16 protein-coding genes are annotated in these 17,625 nt (G+C 28.5%); 14 read left to right on the top strand and 2 right to left on the bottom strand.

Annotation, left to right across the window (positions count from 1 at the left end):
• The first annotated feature begins 5 nt into the window (after positions 1-5).
• From CRU94_RS05850 to CRU94_RS05910, 14 genes are all read left to right on the top strand, one after another.
• Positions 6-1,625 (top strand): VC_2705 family sodium/solute symporter, encoded by a 1,620-nt coding sequence (locus CRU94_RS05850; RefSeq protein WP_129105863.1) that lies wholly within the window; start codon positions 6-8, stop codon positions 1,623-1,625.
• The gene (locus CRU94_RS09725; protein WP_258237413.1) at positions 1,622-1,783 is read left to right on the top strand and encodes a hypothetical protein; all 162 of its coding nucleotides are present in this window, start codon (positions 1,622-1,624) and stop codon (positions 1,781-1,783) included. The genes CRU94_RS05850 and CRU94_RS09725 overlap by 4 nt, the downstream gene beginning before the upstream one ends.
• A 47-nt stretch (positions 1,784-1,830) precedes the next feature.
• A complete protein-coding gene (locus CRU94_RS05855; RefSeq protein WP_258237414.1) occupies positions 1,831-3,441 on the top strand; it encodes a DUF294 nucleotidyltransferase-like domain-containing protein in 1,611 nt (536 codons plus the stop codon).
• A gap of 1 nt (position 3,442) precedes the next feature.
• Positions 3,443-4,054, top strand: coding sequence for a 3'-5' exonuclease (locus CRU94_RS05860; protein ID WP_129105864.1), 612 nt, complete (start codon positions 3,443-3,445; stop codon positions 4,052-4,054).
• A gap of 137 nt (positions 4,055-4,191) precedes the next feature.
• A complete protein-coding gene (locus CRU94_RS05865; protein ID WP_258237415.1) occupies positions 4,192-4,509 on the top strand; it encodes a DUF485 domain-containing protein in 318 nt (105 codons plus the stop codon).
• Entirely contained in the window at positions 4,509-6,146 is a 1,638-nt protein-coding gene (locus CRU94_RS05870; protein WP_129105866.1) for a cation acetate symporter, read from the top strand. Before CRU94_RS05865 ends, CRU94_RS05870 begins: the two co-directional genes overlap by 1 nt.
• A 225-nt stretch (positions 6,147-6,371) precedes the next feature.
• Entirely contained in the window at positions 6,372-6,689 is a 318-nt protein-coding gene (locus CRU94_RS05875; protein ID WP_129105867.1) for a DUF485 domain-containing protein, read from the top strand.
• Positions 6,686-8,332 carry a cation acetate symporter gene (locus CRU94_RS05880; RefSeq protein WP_129105868.1) on the top strand — a complete coding sequence of 549 codons (1,647 nt, stop codon included), beginning with the start codon at positions 6,686-6,688 and terminating at the stop codon, positions 8,330-8,332. Before CRU94_RS05875 ends, CRU94_RS05880 begins: the two co-directional genes overlap by 4 nt.
• A 64-nt stretch (positions 8,333-8,396) precedes the next feature.
• On the top strand, positions 8,397-10,232 hold the full coding sequence (locus CRU94_RS05885) for a putative nucleotidyltransferase substrate binding domain-containing protein (RefSeq protein WP_258237416.1): 1,836 nt from the start codon (positions 8,397-8,399) through the stop codon (positions 10,230-10,232).
• Positions 10,225-10,848 carry a 3'-5' exonuclease gene (locus CRU94_RS05890; protein WP_129105870.1) on the top strand — a complete coding sequence of 208 codons (624 nt, stop codon included), beginning with the start codon at positions 10,225-10,227 and terminating at the stop codon, positions 10,846-10,848. Before CRU94_RS05885 ends, CRU94_RS05890 begins: the two co-directional genes overlap by 8 nt.
• The gene (locus CRU94_RS05895) at positions 10,849-11,790 is read left to right on the top strand and encodes a cation diffusion facilitator family transporter (protein WP_129105871.1); all 942 of its coding nucleotides are present in this window, start codon (positions 10,849-10,851) and stop codon (positions 11,788-11,790) included.
• A gap of 82 nt (positions 11,791-11,872) precedes the next feature.
• Positions 11,873-13,063: an acetate/propionate family kinase gene (locus CRU94_RS05900; RefSeq protein ID WP_129105872.1), complete on the top strand. Its 1,191-nt coding sequence runs from the start codon at positions 11,873-11,875 to the stop codon at positions 13,061-13,063.
• Between the two features lie 161 nt (positions 13,064-13,224).
• Complete coding sequence (pta, locus tag CRU94_RS05905) at positions 13,225-14,220, top strand: phosphate acetyltransferase (protein ID WP_129105873.1); 996 nt, start codon at positions 13,225-13,227, stop codon at positions 14,218-14,220.
• 28 nt (positions 14,221-14,248) lie between these two features.
• On the top strand, positions 14,249-15,457 hold the full coding sequence (locus tag CRU94_RS05910) for an acetate/propionate family kinase (protein ID WP_129105874.1): 1,209 nt from the start codon (positions 14,249-14,251) through the stop codon (positions 15,455-15,457).
• Positions 15,458-15,518: 61 nt separating this feature from the next.
• Here the strand turns inward: CRU94_RS05910 and sppA are convergent, their stop codons facing one another.
• Positions 15,519-16,403 carry a signal peptide peptidase SppA gene (sppA, locus tag CRU94_RS05915; protein ID WP_129105875.1) on the bottom strand — a complete coding sequence of 295 codons (885 nt, stop codon included), beginning with the start codon at positions 16,401-16,403 and terminating at the stop codon, positions 15,519-15,521.
• Entirely contained in the window at positions 16,396-17,625 is a 1,230-nt protein-coding gene (mqnF, locus tag CRU94_RS05920) for an aminofutalosine deaminase family hydrolase (RefSeq protein WP_129105876.1), read from the bottom strand. The genes sppA and mqnF overlap by 8 nt, the downstream gene beginning before the upstream one ends.

Raw genomic sequence — 17,625 nt, forward strand, 5'->3', positions numbered from 1 at the left:
TTTTAATGGAACTTCAATCTTTAATCTATCTTTTTGTAGGAATATCATTTACAATCTATTTTGGTATAGCTATGTGGACAAAATCTACATCTACAAAAGATTTTTATATTGTAAAAAAAGCCAATAATAAAACTATTTCAAATGGTATCTCTATAGCTGTTGATTTTATTAGTGCAGCTACATTTATCTCTTTTGCTGGTATTTTTTTATACTCTTATTCACTTACAAACTACATTATTTTGGGAATTATTTCAGGATTTTTTATACTTATATTTTTAATTGCTCCAAAAATAAGAGAGAAAGCTGAACTATCTATTCCATCATTTTTTGATATAAAATATAGTAGTTTAGAGATTAAAAAACTATCTGCTTTTATAATTTTAACTATCTCTTTTTTATATCTTTGCGCTCAAATAAAAGCAACTGGAATAATCTTTTCAAGAATTTTTCAAATAGAGTTTACATTTGCTTTGCTTTTTGCATCTATTTTAACTTTTTTTTATGCAACTATATTTGGTAAAAAAGAGTTCTCTTACTCTTATATTCTTCAATATATTATTATCCTTTTCTCTTTTGCAACTCCAATTATATTTTTAACTATCTCTTTAACTGAGAGTTTTATACCTCAACTTGCAATCTTTTCAGATATACAAAATAGAGAAAATCTAATAGTTGAAATTCAAAATAGTTTTAATATATCTTTAATAGAGAGTAATTTCTTAACTACTACTTTTTTAACTATCTCTTTAGCACTTGGAGTTGCTACTTTACCACATATTTTAACAAAGTTTTTTCATACAAGTAGCGTTGAAAATAGCAAAAAAAGTGCAATTTGGGCAACTGTTTTTATAGCTTTAATATACTCTTTTTTAATCTCATTACCAGCACTTTCATATATGAATTTTTCAAAAAATATCTCAAATGTAGAGTATAAATCATTTATAAAAGATGAGTTTATAAATGATAAAAATGAGCAAATATATGGTAAGTGGCTTAAAACTTGGCAGGATACAAATTTAGTAAAATATAGTGATGAAAATAGTGATAATCTTGTAACTTTAAATGAGTTAAAAATAGACCCAGATACAGTATTTTTACTAAATAGTGAAGTTAATAATATGCCAAATTGGGTAATTGCTTTAGTAATTTCAGGTGCACTTGCTGCAACTTTATCAACAATTACAGGACTTTTACTATTAATAAAAGCAACTTTAGTAAATGAATTTTTACCAAACAATGAGAAAATATCAAAATTTAAATTAAACTCTATTTTAGCTATTTTAATTGTGGTTGCAACTTTGTTTCAAATAAACAATAGTTACACTATTTTACAAATAGTTCTTTTGACTTTTAGTATTAGTGCAGCCACTTTGTTTCCAACAATTATTTTAACTATTTTTAAAAATATAGATAAAAAGTCAATATTTTTTGCTCTTTTAATATCTTTTTTATTTGTAGTTTTTTACACAATTATCTATAATTTTAAAGTTGAGCAAAGTAACTATTTTTTATATCTAATACCAGAATCAATTGGAATAGTTGGAGCATTTTTAAACTTTTTTATAGCAATAATTGCATCAAAATTTATATTTTCAAAAAATAAAGAATCCAAGGAGATAAGATGAGTATTCAAGATCAAGAGGTTTTTTTATCAAAAATCCACCCTTTTGAAGTTTTAAGTCCAAGCCAAATGGCAAAATGTCTTGAGCATATGGATATAGCTTATTATCCAAAAGGAACTGTTTTAATAAGCCCAAACAATATTCCTAATCACTTTTTTTAATTATAAAAGGTTCTGTTTTTGAATACAACAGTGATAATGTAGTAGTTATGGATTATCAAAGCGAAGATACTTTTGATTCAAACTCACTTATTTATAATAAATGTGCAAATACATTTAAAGTAAATGAGGAGCTAATTTGTTATGAACTAGATAAAAAAATGTTTTTAAATTTAATAGATGTAAATCAGGAGTTTAAAGATTTCTTCTTAAAAGATTTAGTAAATAAATTAAGAACTTTAAAAGAGAAAGAGAATACCTCTCAGTTGTCATCTTTTATGATTGCAAAAGTTCAAGATACTTTAATTCATGAAGCTTGTATTGTAAAAAAAGATACAAAACTAATAGATGCAATTGAAAAATCGATGCAGTTTAAAACTTCAACAATTATAGTTGAAGGTGAGAATAAAGAGTATGGAATAATTACAGATTCTCTTTTGAAAGTAAAGGTTTTACTTCAAGGAAGAGATTTAACAATACCTGTAAAAGATATCGCTATTTTTCCACTTTTGACAATTAATAAAAATGATTATTTGTTTGATGCACTTACAATTTTAGTTAAAAAGAATATAAAAAGAGTTGGCGTTGTTGATGATAGTGGAGACATGGTTGGAGTTTTAGAGCAAATAGATATATTATCTCACTTTGCAAATCATACTTATGTAATTGAATCAAAAATCAATAGCGCAAAAAATATTGAAAACTTAAAAGAAGCAACAAAAGATTTTATGGATATTATCACATCTTTACAAGCAAAAGGTGTAAAAATACATCATATCTCCAATTTAATTGGTCAATTAAATACAAAACTATATCAAAAAGTTTACTCACTTATAGTTCCAGAACATTTACAAAATAGCTCTTGTATTTTTGTAATGGGAAGTGAAGGAAGAAATGAACAGATTATAAAAAATGATCAAGATAATGCTTTAATAGTAAAAGATGGTATTGATGTAGAGCAGTACAGACCTTATATGCAAAAAATTACTGATGCACTTATTTTCTTAGGTTATCCACCTTGCAAAGGAAATATTATGGTATCAAATCCACAATGGTGCAAAAACTATAGTGATTTTAAAAGTGATTTAAATAGATGGCTAAATAATAGCTCAAATATGAAAGATTTTTTAGATTTAGCAATATTTATAGACTCTTATGCAGTTGCTGGAGACAAAAATCTTTTAATTGATCTAAAAAATATTCTATATTCAAAAAAACATAGTGCAATATTTTTGGCATATTTTGCAAAATCAACAACGGCATTTGATACTCCAACAACTGTATCAAATTTTATGGGTAAAAATGATTTAATAAATATTAAAAAAGCAGTTATATTCCCAATTATTCATGGAATTCGAAGTTTCTCTTTAAGAGAGGGGATTAAAGAGACAACAACTGTAAAAAGAATTCAAATTTTAGAGCAAAAAAATATTTTGGATAAAAAAATGAGTGCAGAGATTCTTGAAGCACTTGAAATAGCAAATACAATAAGATTAAGACATCAACTAGAGCTTATTCAACAAAATCAAGAGTTAAATAACAACATAAATGCAAATGAGATTGGAAAAATAGAGAGAGATTTACTAAAAGAGAGTCTTAAAATTGCAAATGAGTTTAAAAGCTTTGTAAGTTATGTATTTAAACTAGATAAGATATATTAAAATGTTTAAAAAAATTTTAAAATCATGGAATAGAAAAAAATTATTAGATAAAAAATTTGATTTTTTATTTGATGAGCCACCACTTGAAGAGTATGTTAGTTTAGATTGTGAAACTACAGGATTAAATCCAAAAAAAGATGAGATTTTATCTATTGGTGCTGTTTTAATTAAAGAGAATAAAGTTCTTATGAGAGATACATTTAATATATATTTAAAACCATCAAAAAGTATAAATATAGAATCAATTAAAGTTCACCACCTAAGAGAGATTGATTTAAAAAATGCAATTGAACCAAATGAGGCTATATATAAACTACTTGAATTTATAGGTTCTCGTCCAATAGTTGGTTACTATATAGATTTTGACGCAACAATTATCTCAAAATATACAAAAAATCTACTTGGAATAAAACTACCAAATGAAAAAATAGAGGTATCATCAATCTATTATGATACAAAAAAATCAAAAGATAACTACGGTTTTATAGATTTGAAATTTGATACTATTATGAAAAATCTTAATATTCCAACTTTGGGTAAACATGATGCATTAAATGATGCTATTATGACTGCTATGATCTTCTTAAAACTAAAAAAATACTTAAAAAACTAAATTCTTTTTATTAGCAAAAGCCTATTTTATAGACTTTTGCTAAAGCTATATGATTTATTTCAAATCTTTTTTCAAATGCTATGCTTTTGCAACTAAAATACTTTAATATTTCAGTTAATCTTATTTTAGGAGAAAAAATGGATAACAAATTAGTAGAAAGGATTAAAGCTAATCCTAAATACCATGAACTTATTTCAAAAAGAAGTTCTTTTGCTATTAAATTAGCTATTTTTATGTTAGTTGTTTATTACGGTTTCGTTTTAACTATAGCATTCAACAAAGAGTTTTTTGCAACAAAGCTTTCAGCTGAAAGTGTTATGACTGTAGCTTGGCCTATTGCAGTTACAATTATTATAATTGCATTTATTACAACAGTTATTTATGTTGTAAGAGCAAATGGTGAGTTTGAAGACTTAGAAATGTCAATTAAAAATGATGTAAAGGATATTATGTAATGTTAAAAATATTATCTTTATTAGGGTTATCATCATTAGCACTATTTGCAGGTGATGGAGAGAATGCAGTAAATATTCCTGCTGTTATTATGTTTTTTGTATTTATCATTGCTACTATGGGTATTACAAAATGGGCTGCTAGTAAAACAAAATCTGCTTCAGATTTCTATACAGCAGGTGGAGGAATCACTGGATTTCAAAATGGTCTAGCTATTGCTGGAGATTATATGTCAGCTGCTTCATTCCTTGGTATTTCTGGAATGATTTTTTTACATGGATTTGATGGTATGATTTATGCTATTGGATTCTTAGTTGGTTGGCCAATTATTCTATTCTTAATGGCTGAGAAATTAAGAAACTTAGGTAAATTCAACTTTACAGATATCGCTGCATATAGACTTGATGAGCAAAAAATAAGAGTTTTAGCTGCATTTGGTTCTTTATCAGTTGTAACTTTCTATTTAATCGCTCAAATGGTTGGAGCTGGAAAATTAATCGAAGTATTATTCCATATTCCTTACGCTTGGTCTGTTATTTTAGTTGGAGCTTTAATGATTATTTATGTAACTTTTGGTGGTATGCTTGCAACTACTTGGGTACAAATTATTAAAGCTGTATTACTACTATCTGGAGTAACATTTATCGCTATTATGGTTTTATACCAATATGGATTCTCATTTGTTTCATTAGCAACTGAAGCTGTAAGTTTACATGCTAAAGGTGAAGCTATTTTAAGACCAGGTCCATTCGTATCTGATCCTGTTTCTGCTATATCTTTAGGACTTGCTTTAATGCTTGGAACTGCAGGACTTCCTCATATTCTTATGAGATTCTTTACAGTTGGAAATGCAAAAGAGGCTAGAAAATCTGTTGTTTATGCAACTGGATTTATTGGTTACTTCTACTTAATTATTGGGGTTGTTGGTTTAGGTGCGATTGTTTTCCTAAATACTCCTGAAGGTGCTGTATTCTTTGATGAAGCTGGTAAATTAATAGGTGGAAACAATATGGCTGCAGTTCACTTATCTGAAGCTGTTGGTGGTTCAGTATTCTTAGGATTTATTGCTGCTGTTTCATTTGCTACAATTCTAGCAGTTGTTGCTGGTCTTACACTTGCTGCTTCTAACTCAATTGCACATGATTTATATGCAATCGTTATTAGAAAAGGTCAAGCTACTGATGCTGAAGAGATGAAAGTTTCTAAAAGAACAGTTCTAGTTATTGGTATAGTTGCAATTTTATTAGGATTTGCATTTGAAAATCAAAATATTGCATTCATGGTTGGTCTTGCATTTGCTATTGCAGCATCTGCTAACTTCCCTATTCTGTTTTTATCAATTTATTGGTCAAAACTAACAACTAGAGGTGCATTTATTGGTGGATTTATTGGTCTTATTACAGCTGTTGTATTAGTTGTATTAAGTAAAACTGTATGGGTAAGTATCTTCGGATTTGAAACAGCTATATTCCCATATACTCAACCTGCACTATTCTCAATTATTGCAGCATTTATTGGAATTTGGTTCTTCTCTATAACTGATAAATCAGCTAGAGCAGAAGAGGATAAAGCTGGATTTGAAGCTCAAAAAATTAGAGCTGAAACTGGTATTGGTGCTGATGGAGCTGTATCACACTAATAAAATTTCTAAAGAGAGACTCCTCTCTTTAGTATCTTAATAATAGCTTAATTTATACTATTAATTTTAATAATTTATTTATACACTTTTTGTTACTTTTCTACATTTATTTTTATTTTAAATACTCTATAAAACTACTTTACAATTGAAAAATAAAATTTTCTTTGTATAATCATATTACTTTGTCAATAGACAAAAATAAAAAGTCGCGGGAGAAGATATAGTATGGATGAGAAATTAGTTGATCTCATAGAGTCAAACCCTAAATATAAAGAGTTAGTTTCTAAAAGAAACTCATTAGCTTTAAAATTAGGAATTTTTGTTTTGGTAATGTTTTACTCATATATAGTAGTAGTTGCATTCAATAAGGATATATTTGCAATAAAAGTTGCTGAAGGTTATATAACAACTATTGCATTCCCTATTGCATTAGCTATTTTAGTTATTAGCTTTATAACAACGCTAATTTATGTAAGAAAAGCAAATGGGGAATTTGATGATCTTACAAATGGAATTAAAAAAGATGTAAGGGAGTTTTTATGATTAGAATAATAACTCTACTTTTTTTAACTTCACTTGCTCTTTTTGCTGCAGGTGATGCAACTTTTGAGGGTAAAAGAGATTTAAATGTTGCAGCAATTGCAATGTTTTTAGTTTTTATTGTTGGAACATTAGGAATTACTTATTGGGCAGCTAAAAAAACAAGATCTGCAAATGATTTTTACACTGCAGGTGGAGGAATTACTGGATTTCAAAATGGTCTTGCAATTGCAGGTGATTATATGAGTGCAGCAGCATTTTTAGGTGTTTCTGGTCTTATTTATTTAAATGGTTATGATGGAGTTATTTATGCTGTTTCATTTTTAGTTGGTTGGCCTGTAATTTTGTTTTTTATGGCTGAAAAATTAAGAAACTTAGGTAAATTTACATTTGCTGATATTGCTGCTTATAGATTAGGACAAAAAGAGATTAGAACTTTAGCTGCATTTGGTTCTTTATCTGTTGTTGTTTTATATTTGATAGCTCAAATGGTTGGTGCTGGAAAACTTATTCAAATTCTATTTGGTATGGAGTATGAGTATGCTGTGTTTATGGTTGGAGCGTTGATGATTATTTATGTAACATTTGGTGGAATGCTTGCAACTACTTGGGTACAAATTATAAAAGCTGTTCTTCTTCTATCTGGAGTTTCTTTTATGGCTATAATGGTTTTATGGCACTTTGGATTCAACTTTGAGTCATTGGCTCAAACGGCTGTAAATAATCACGCAAAAGGTGAAGAGATTTTAAAACCAGGTGGATTTTTAAGTGATCCAATATCTGCTATATCTTTAGGTATGGCTTTAATGCTAGGAACTGCTGGTTTACCTCATGTTTTAATGAGATTCTTTACAGTTGGAAATGCAAAAGAGGCTAGAAAATCTGTTGTTTATGCAACTGGATTTGTTGCATATTTTTGGGTAATTATCTCTATTGTTGGACTTGGAGCAATTGCGTTTTTAAATAGTGCTGAAGGTGCTCAATATTTTGTTGATGGAAAACTATTTGGTGGTTCAAATATGGCATCAGTTCACCTATCTCATATGCTTGGTGGAAATGCTTTCTTAGGATTTATTAGTGCTGTTGCATTTGCTACTATTTTGGCTGTTGTTTCAGGACTTACTCTTGCAGGTGCTAGTGCAATTTCTCATGATATTTATGCAAATGTTATAAATCCAAATGCAAGTGATGAGAAAGTTGTTAAAATTTCTAAAATAACTGTTATAATTGTAGGTATTGTTGGAGTTACACTTGGAATTGCATTTGAGTCTCAAAATATTGCATATATGGTTGGACTTGCGTTTGGAATTGCTGCAAGTGCTAACTTCCCAATTCTGTTTTTATCAATTTATTGGTCAAAACTAACAACAAGAGGTGCATTTATTGGTGGATTTATGGGATTAATTACAGCTGTTTCTCTAGTAATTTTAGGACCAAATGTTTGGGTTCAAATTTTAGGAAATGAAAAAGCAATTTTCCCTTATGCGCACCCTGCACTATTCTCTGTTACAGTTGCATTTATATCAATTTGGTTTTTCTCTATAATTGATAACTCAAAAAGAGCTACAGCAGAGAGAGCTATGTTTAGAGCTCAAAATGTTAGAGCAAATACAGGAATTGGTTCATCTGGAGCAGTTTCACACTAAAATATATCAAAAAGAGATTTTCTCTTTTTGATTTTGCACTACTTTAAATATAGGAGAGATGAGTATGCAAGAGCAAAAAAAATTTATTTCAAATATTCACCCATTTAATAATTTAAACTCATTTGAGTTGGATGATCTAGTTGAAGAGTTAGATATCATCTATTTTAAAGCAAATTCAACAGTTCAAGCACAAAATAGTAATCCAGAGTTTTTATATTTTGTTTTAAAAGGTTTAATTCAAGAGATAAATGATGATGAAGTTTTAAGCGTATACTCAAAAGGTGAGATATTTGATTCTGTATCTTTGATAAAAAATCATAGTAAAAATAGTTTTGTGGCTATTGAAGAGAGTATCTGTTATGCTCTTAAAAAAGAGAAATTTATGGAACTTCTAAGTTGCAACCAACAACTAGAAAACTATTTTTTTCAATCCATTTCAGATAAGTTAAACAATAATATCTTAAATGAAAAAAATAAAGATATGGCAAATATAATGATTGCCAAAGTAAAAGATGCAAAAGTTCATAAAGCTGTAATTATTGATACAAACAAAACAATTTATGAAGCAGCAAAAATCATAAAACAAGAGAAAATCCCAACACTATTATTAAAAGATGAAGATGGTGAAATGTATATTGTAACTGATTCAGACTTTAGACAAAAAGTTATTTTAAATAGAATGGATTATGATGATTTGGTTGTAAAAATTGCTTCTAAAGGTTTAGTTTATATAAATGAAGATGACTTTTTATTTAATGCTCAACTTCAAATGGCAAAACATGGATTAAAAAGAGTAGTTGTAAAAAATGACCATGATGAGATTGTAGGAATACTTGATCAAATATCTCTTTCATCATTTTTTGCAACAAATACTTTTGCTGTTTCAAATCAAATTATTAATGCCGAAACTTTAGATGAGCTAAAAGAGGCTTCACTATCATTTATAAAAATCATTAAATCACTAAATGCAAAAGGTGTAAAAATAGAGTTTATCTCTAAGTTGATAAACCAACTAAACAAAAAACTACTTGATAAACTATATAAACTTTTAGCTCCAAAAGAGCTTATTGGAAAATCTTGTTTAGTTGTGATGGGAAGCGAAGGAAGAGCAGAACAAATACTTAGAACCGATCAAGACAATGCACTTATTATTTCAGATGATTGCTCTATTAGCGAGGAAAAACTAAGAGAGTTTACACATCTTTTTACAGAGACTTTAGTTGATTTTGGATTTCCTAGATGCGAAGGAAATATAATGGTTTCAAATCCATATTGGTGCAGAAAGCAGAGTGATTTTAAAGAGCTTATTTATGAGTGGGTAAATAGTCCAAGCGGTGATAACTTTATGAATATTGCAATATTTTATGATGCTCTTTGTGTATCTGGAGATATTGAAATTATTAAAGAGTTAAAAAATTATCTATTTAAAATATCTTCAAACTCTCAAAGCTTTTATACAAATTTTGCAAGAGTTATAAATAGTTTTGATGTACCTTTAGGATTTTTTGATGGTTTTGTATTTAATAGCAAAGATGAAAAACATAAAGATGAGATTGATATAAAAAGGGGTGGTATTTTTATAATTGTTCAAGGAATTAGATCTTTAAGTATTCAAAACAGAGTTCTAAATACAAATACAATAAAAAGAATAAATAGCTTAAAAGAGTTAAAAGTTTTAGATGATGAGAGTGCAAAAGAGTTGATTATGGCATTTAATATTTTAAATAGTCTAAAATTAAAAGCGAGTTTAGAAAAACTTGATAAAAAAGAGAAAATAGACAACTTTGTAAATCCTAGTAAATTAACAATCATGGAAAAAGATTTACTAAAAGACTCTTTTAAAATAGTAAATAAACTTAAAAAAAGATTAGAAAATCACTTTAAGCTTAACTATGTTTAAAAAAATCTCAAACTACTTTAATAAAAAAAATTTAAAGAATAAAAAATATAGTTTTTTATTTGATAAAAATATAAAAAATGAGTATGTTTGTTTTGATTGTGAAACAACAGGATTAGATCCAACAATTGATGATATTATCTCTATTGGTGCTGTGATTATAAAAAACAATACAATAGTTTCAAGTAAAAAGTTTGTAAGATATATTAAGCCTAAAAACTGCTCTTTAGATGAAAAATCAATTAAAATACACCATATAAGAGAGTGTGATTTAGAAAATGCTTGTGAGATAGAGGATGTTATTTTAGAGTTTTTAGAGTTTATTGAAAATAGAACTTTAGTTGGATATTTTTTAGATTTTGATAAAAATATGATAAATAAATATTTAAAGCCAATGCTTGGAATAACTCTACCAAATAGAAGCATAGAGGTATCAGAGATTTATCACGATTTTAAAATTGAGTTAATTCCTCAAAGCTTTGTGGATTTAAAATTTAAATCTATTGTAAATGATTTAGATATTCCACAGTTTGGAGCACATGACTCTTATAATGATGCAATAATGACTGCAATGATATTTTTAAAACTAAAAAATCATCCAAATGTAAAAATAAAATAGATGAATTTACTAAATCTTAAATCAGAAAAAGAGATACTAAAACTCTCTATATTTAGCACAATTCTTTTAGCAATTCTTGGTTTATTTTTTGGTCTACTAGCTAGTTCTGCAACTATCATTTTTGATAGTATTTATGGCATGATAGATGCTTTAATGACTATTTTAGCACTTGTTGTTGCAAAATTAATTACAGCTTCAACTTCAAAAGATACTATCTCAAATAGATTAGAAAAACATTTTACAATGGGATTTTGGCACCTTGAACCAATTGTTTTAGGTGTAAATGGAATACTTCTAATAGGTGCTTCAATTTATGCTTTTGTAAATGCGATTGATAGTATTTTGCTTGGAGGAAGAGAGATAATCTTTTCATATGCAATTATTATAACTGCTATTTCTATTGTAGTTGAGATTACTTTGGGAATTTTTATTCACAATAGTAATAAAAAAATTAATTCTGAATTTTTAAAATTAGACTCTATTAGTTGGTTAATCTCAGCTTCTATGTCTTTTGCTTATCTTATTGCATTTAGTTTTGGATATTTTGTAAAAGATGGTGAACTATCTTGGATTACACCTTTTATTGACCCTTTTATTTTAATAATAGTATCAATTTTAGTAATTCCAATGCCTTTTAAAACTGTTAAACAAGCACTTGCAGATATTTTACTTGTAACTCCATCTTCTTTGAAAAATCATGTTGATATTGTTGCAAAAAATATTGTAAAAAAATATGGATTTGACTCTTTTAGAGCTTATGTTGCAAGAGTTGGAAGAGGAAGACAGATTGAACTTTATTTTATAGTTCCAAAAAGTTGGCCTGCTAAAAGACTTGAAGAGTGGGATATGCTAAGAGATGAGATAGAGAAAAATCTAGGAAAAGAGGATCCAAATCTTTGGCTTACAATAGTTTTTACAACTGATTTTGAATGGGCAGAGTAAAGAAAATATTTAAGTTTTAATTAGATATTATTTCAAACAATTAATTATAAATTTTAATATAAATTTAAGAAAAAGGATAAAGATGTTGGTTTTCGTTTTAAATGCAGGCTCTTCTTCACTAAAATATCAACTAATTGATATAAAATCAAAAGAGTTAAAAGCTAGTGGTTTAGTTGAGAGAATTGGAATTGATGGGATTTTAAAACATGAAATTGGAGAGAATAAGAAACTTACTTTTGAACTTCCAATTCCTACACACAAAGAGGCAATTGAATTAGTTCTTAGAATTCTAACAAACAATGAGACAAAAGTTATAAACTCTATTGATGAGATAAAGGCTATTGGACATAGAGTTGTTCATGGCGGAGAGCATTTTAAAGAGTCCGTTTTAGTTGATGATGAAGTTATTAGAAAAATCGAAGAGTTAATTCCACTTGCTCCTTTACACAATCCTGCAAATATTATGGGTGTAAAAATTTGTCAAGAGTTAATGCCAAAAGTTCCAAATGTAGTAACTTTTGATACAGCATTTCATCAAACAATGCCAATGGAAAACTTCTTATATGCCGTTCCTTATGCTGATTATACAGAGCATCACTTAAGAAAATATGGATTTCATGGAACTAGTCACTACTATGTTTCACAAGAGGCTATTAAACTTTTAAATAAACAACAAAGCAAGGTTATAGTTTGCCATCTTGGAAATGGTTCATCTGTTTGTGCCGTTAAAGATGGAAAATCAATAAGTACATCTATGGGTCTTACTCCACTTGAAGGTTTAGTAATGGGTACAAGAAGTGGTGATATTGATGCTGGAGTTATTCCATATTTAATGGAGAGAAAAGGTCTATCTCACACACAAATTCTTGATTACTTAAATAAAAAATCAGGTATTCTTGGAGTTTCTGGAGTTAGTTCTGATTTAAGAGAGGTCATAAAAGCTGCTAATGATGGCGATAAAAGATCTAAAATTGCAATAACAATGTTATGTGATAGAATCAAAAAATACCTATGCTCTTATGCTGGACTTATGCACGGTGTTGATGCTATTTGTTTTACAGCTGGAATTGGAGAGAACTCTGATTTAATTAGAGAGAAAGTTTGTGAAGGTTTAGAGTTTATGGGAATTGAAATTGATAAAGAGAAAAATTCTAAAAGAGAGAAAGGAAACAGAGAGATCAATTCTAAAAATTCTAAAACTAAAATATTTGTAATTCCTACAAATGAAGAATTAGTTATAGCAACTGATACTTATAATCTACTAAAAAAGTAAAAATCTTATAAAATATTTTAGAGCAAAATGTAAAATCTACACATTTTTGCTCTTTTTTTTACAAAAATTCACTCAAAAAAAAGCTACTTTTGTGCTACTTTAATGCTATTTCTTTTAACTATAATTTTTCCTAAATTTGAATAAAGAAAGGATATTGCAAGATGGGTTTAATTGAAAATATTAAAGCAAAAGCAAAACAAAATTTAAGAACTATCGTTCTTCCAGAAAGTGAAGATGAGAGAGTTTTAAAAGCTACTGAGCAAGTTTTAAAAGATAAGACTGCAAATATCATTTTAATAGGAAATGAAGATACTATAAAAGCAGACTCTGCAAAGTGTGGTGTAAATATAGAAGGTGCAAAAATCATAGATCCAAAAAAATTTGCAAATATAGATAGATATATTGATGAGCTTGTTGAACTTAGAAAAAGTAAAAATCTTTCAAAAGAAGAAGCTACAAATTTAATGTTAAACGAACCAAGATTTTTTGGTTGTATGATGGTAAGACTTGGTGATGCTGACGGTTTAGTTGCAGGTTCTAACTCTCCAACTGCTGATGTTTTAAAAGCTGCTATTCAAGTTATTAAAACAGCTCCAGGAATAAATACAGTTTCTTCTACATTTATAATGGAGACAGCTGATGGTAAATTTGGAGACAATGGTCTAATTTTATTTGCAGATTGTGCTGTTATTCCAGATCCAACATCTGAACAATTAGCAGATATTGCAAGTGCAACTGCTGCAACTGCTGCTAGCGTTGTTGGACTTGAACCAAGAGTTGCAATGTTAAGCTTCTCTACAAAAGGAAGTGCTGCTCATCCACTTGTTGATAAAGTAACAAATGCTTGTGACATATTAAAACAAAGAGGTGTAAATTTTGAATTTGATGGAGAGCTTCAAGCTGATGCTGCAATTGTTGAAAGTGTTGGTTCTAAAAAAGCTCCAAATTCAAAAGTTGCTGGATGTGCAAATATTTTAGTATTCCCTGATTTACAATCTGGAAATATAGGTTACAAACTGGTTCAAAGATTTGCAAATGCAGAGGCTCATGGACCTATTATTCAAGGTTTAAATAAACCTGTAAATGACCTTTCAAGAGGTTGTTCAGTTGAAGATATCTCAAATTTAGTAGCTATTACAGCAACACAAATTAAATAAAAATTTAAATTTCAAAAAAAGGAAAAATATGTTAGTTTTCGTATTAAATGCAGGAAGTTCATCGGTTAAATATCAATTAATGAATCCAGTTATTAAAAAAGTTTTTGCTTCAGGAATTTGTGAAAGAATTGGTATAGATGGTGTTTTAAAACATGAGTATAAAGATGGGAAAAAACTTGTTTTAAATATTCCTATGCCAACACATAAAGAGGCTATTAATGCTGTTTTAACTACTCTTACAAGTGGTGAAGGTAAAGTTATTGACTCAATTAATGATATTGAAGCAATCGGTCATAGAACTGTTCATGGTGGAGAAGAGTTTGCAAGTTCTGTTTTAATTACTCCTGAAGTAATTGATGCTATGAAAAGATTATCTCCATTGGCTCCTTTACACAATCCTGCAAATATTACGGGAATTGAAATTTGTCAAGAGTTAATGCCAGGTAAACCAAATGTTGGTGTATTTGATACAGCATTTCACCAAACAATGCCTGATTATGCTTATATGTATGCACTTCCTTATGATCAATATACAAAACATGGTATTAGAAAATATGGTTTCCACGGAACAAGCCACTACTTTGTATCAAATGAAGCAAGAGCTATGTTAGAGAAAAAACACAATACTAGAATTATTGTTTGTCACTTAGGAAATGGTTCATCTGTAAGTGCTGTATTTGATGGAAAATGTATTGATACATCTATGGGATTAACTCCTGTTCAAGGTCTTATGATGGGAACTAGAGTTGGAGATATTGGAGCTGGAGCTATTCAATATATGATGAAACAAGAAGATATTACTATTGATCAAGCACTTGATATTATGAATAAAAAATCGGGAATTTTAGGAATCTCTGGAAAATCTTCAGATTTAAGAGAAGTTTTAGATGGTATGGCTCAAGGTGATGATAGATGTAGACTTGCTATTGATATGGTTGCATATAAAATCAAATCTTATGTTGGAGCTTATGTTGCAGCACTAAATGGTGTTGATGCACTCTGTTTTACAGGTGGAATTGGTGAAAATGCAGCATTAATTAGAGAGAAAGTTTGTGCTGGTCTTGATGCTATGGGACTTGTAATAGATCCAACTAAAAACAATGTTAGATCAAGTGAAGCTAGAGATATCTCTACAAACGCATCACCTGCTAGAATTTTTGTAATTCCAACTCAAGAAGAGTATGTGATAGCAAATGATACTTATAATATCGTTTCTGGTGGAAGTAGAAGAAAATAGTCTTTATTTTCTTCTTTAAAAAAGGTAAAGATTTTTCTCTTTATCTTTTTTATTTCATATATTAAATCGCTTTTAAACTACTTGAAAAACTCATAACAATTTTAGAGATAGCTTCAGTTAAAAACTTATCCATAAACTTCTCAAATTTATCCTCTTTTTTCCAAACAGCTTTTTCAACTTGGCTTAGTTCTATTAAACTATTTTTTGCAAAAGTAATATTTGAAACCTCATCTACAAGTCCAACATCTTTTGCCATTTGTGCTGTAAAAACTTTTGCATCAGCAAAATTTTGTTGATTTTTTATATTCAAATTTCTAGCAGTTGCAACATCTAAAACAAACATATTATATGTGCTATTTATTAAATCTTGAAGCTCTTTTTGCTCAAAATCAGTCCACTTTCTAGTAACTGTTCCACTCTCTTTATACTTTCCAGCCTTTACAGTTTGAGTTTGAACTCCAACTTTTTGTAAAAGTTCACTTGCATCAAATCCTTGCATAATAACTCCAATAGAACCAACAATTGTTCCAGGATTTGCAACAATTTTATTAGCCCAAATAGATGCATAGTAACTTCCACTTGCAACTGTTCCACTTGCATATACAACAACTGGTTTTAACTCTTGCAACTCTTTTATAGCAAGTGCTATTTCAATAGATGGAGCAACAGCACCACCTGGACTATTTACAAATAGTAAAACACCTTTTATATTTGTATCATTTTTAGCTTTTTCAATATTTTCTAACACTTTTGTAGGATCAACTATCTCACCTATTAAATCTATTTTTTGCAAGTTTGCGAAACTGTTACTCATATGTTCTTCATCATTTGAGCTAAAAAATAAAAAATATACAATTGTTAAAAAAACAATAGTTTTAAAATATTTTGTAACAAAATCTAAAAACCAAATAACTGGTGAAAAAAGTTTTTTTATAAAATCAAACAAACTCTCCTCCTATAATAACTCTATTTATCTCTTTTGTGTGTAAAATTATATGCATATAAATATCTTCTATATCCTCTATATTTGAAGGAAGAGAAAAACCTATAATATCTGCATCATAACCATTTTCTAATCTACCTTTGCTATATTCAAAACCTAAAGCTTTTGCTCCACCAACAGTTGCAGCGTTTAATAAAGTTTTTGAAAATTTAACTATATTTTTTTCATAATGAATATTTAAGAGTGCTCTTAACTCATCAAACATACTTAAAGAGCTATTTGAACTAAGTCCATCTGTTCCAATACTTAAATTTATATCTTCTAATTTATCTAAATTGAGCCTGCTATTATTTAAAAATCTATTTGAAACAGCACAGTGGTTTATAGATGCATTTAACTCTCTTATTTTATCAAGTTCCTCTTTTTTTGCCTCTACACAGTGAGTAAAAGATAGATTCTTTACCCCATTAAATAGATTTAAAAACTCCATTGGTCTATTTGTTGCTGTTGATTGATTTAGAAAATTTGTAAAAAACTCTAAAAAGCTCCCTTTATCTTTTCTAAGCCACTTCTTCTCCTCAATTGACTCTAAAAAGTGAGAAGTAACCACAAGATTGTCAATTTTTGCTAGATTTAAAACCTCTCTTGTTAAAAACGGATGAACTGAGTATGGTGAGTGAATTGCAATTGCAGCTTTAAAATTTTTGCTATTGTGCTTTTGTGCTTCACGCAATCTTGCTTTAAAATCAGCAAAAAGTGCATCTATCATATCTGGTTTTGATCCGATTACTTCACAAAAAAATATCTTATTTATTGGACTTTTTAAAATAGCTTCCAGATCAAAAGAGTATGAAGAGATTGCGCCAATAGTAGTTGTTCCACTTCTTAAAATCTTATCAAGCTCTTTTTTTATTAAAGATGTTTTTGCTTTGTTTATTAAAGGCTCTCTATATTTTATAACAGAGTTTAACCAATCATAAAAATTTCCATATTTTAGTGTAGTTTTATTTGCACTAAACTCCAAATGAAGATGTGAATTTATGAGTCCAGGCATCAATACAGAGTTTGCTCCTAAGTCAACAACTTCAAGATGAGCATATTTTCTTTTTATAAAACTATATGTGGCTACCTCTAAAATCTTATCATCAAATACAACAGCGCCATCTTTTATAACTTTAAAATTCTCATCAAATGTTAAAAGATATTTTGCTTTTAAAATTTTCAT

The sequence above is a fragment of the Arcobacter sp. AHV-9/2010 genome (assembly GCF_004116575.1).
Lineage (GTDB): Bacteria > Campylobacterota > Campylobacteria > Campylobacterales > Arcobacteraceae > Aliarcobacter > Aliarcobacter skirrowii.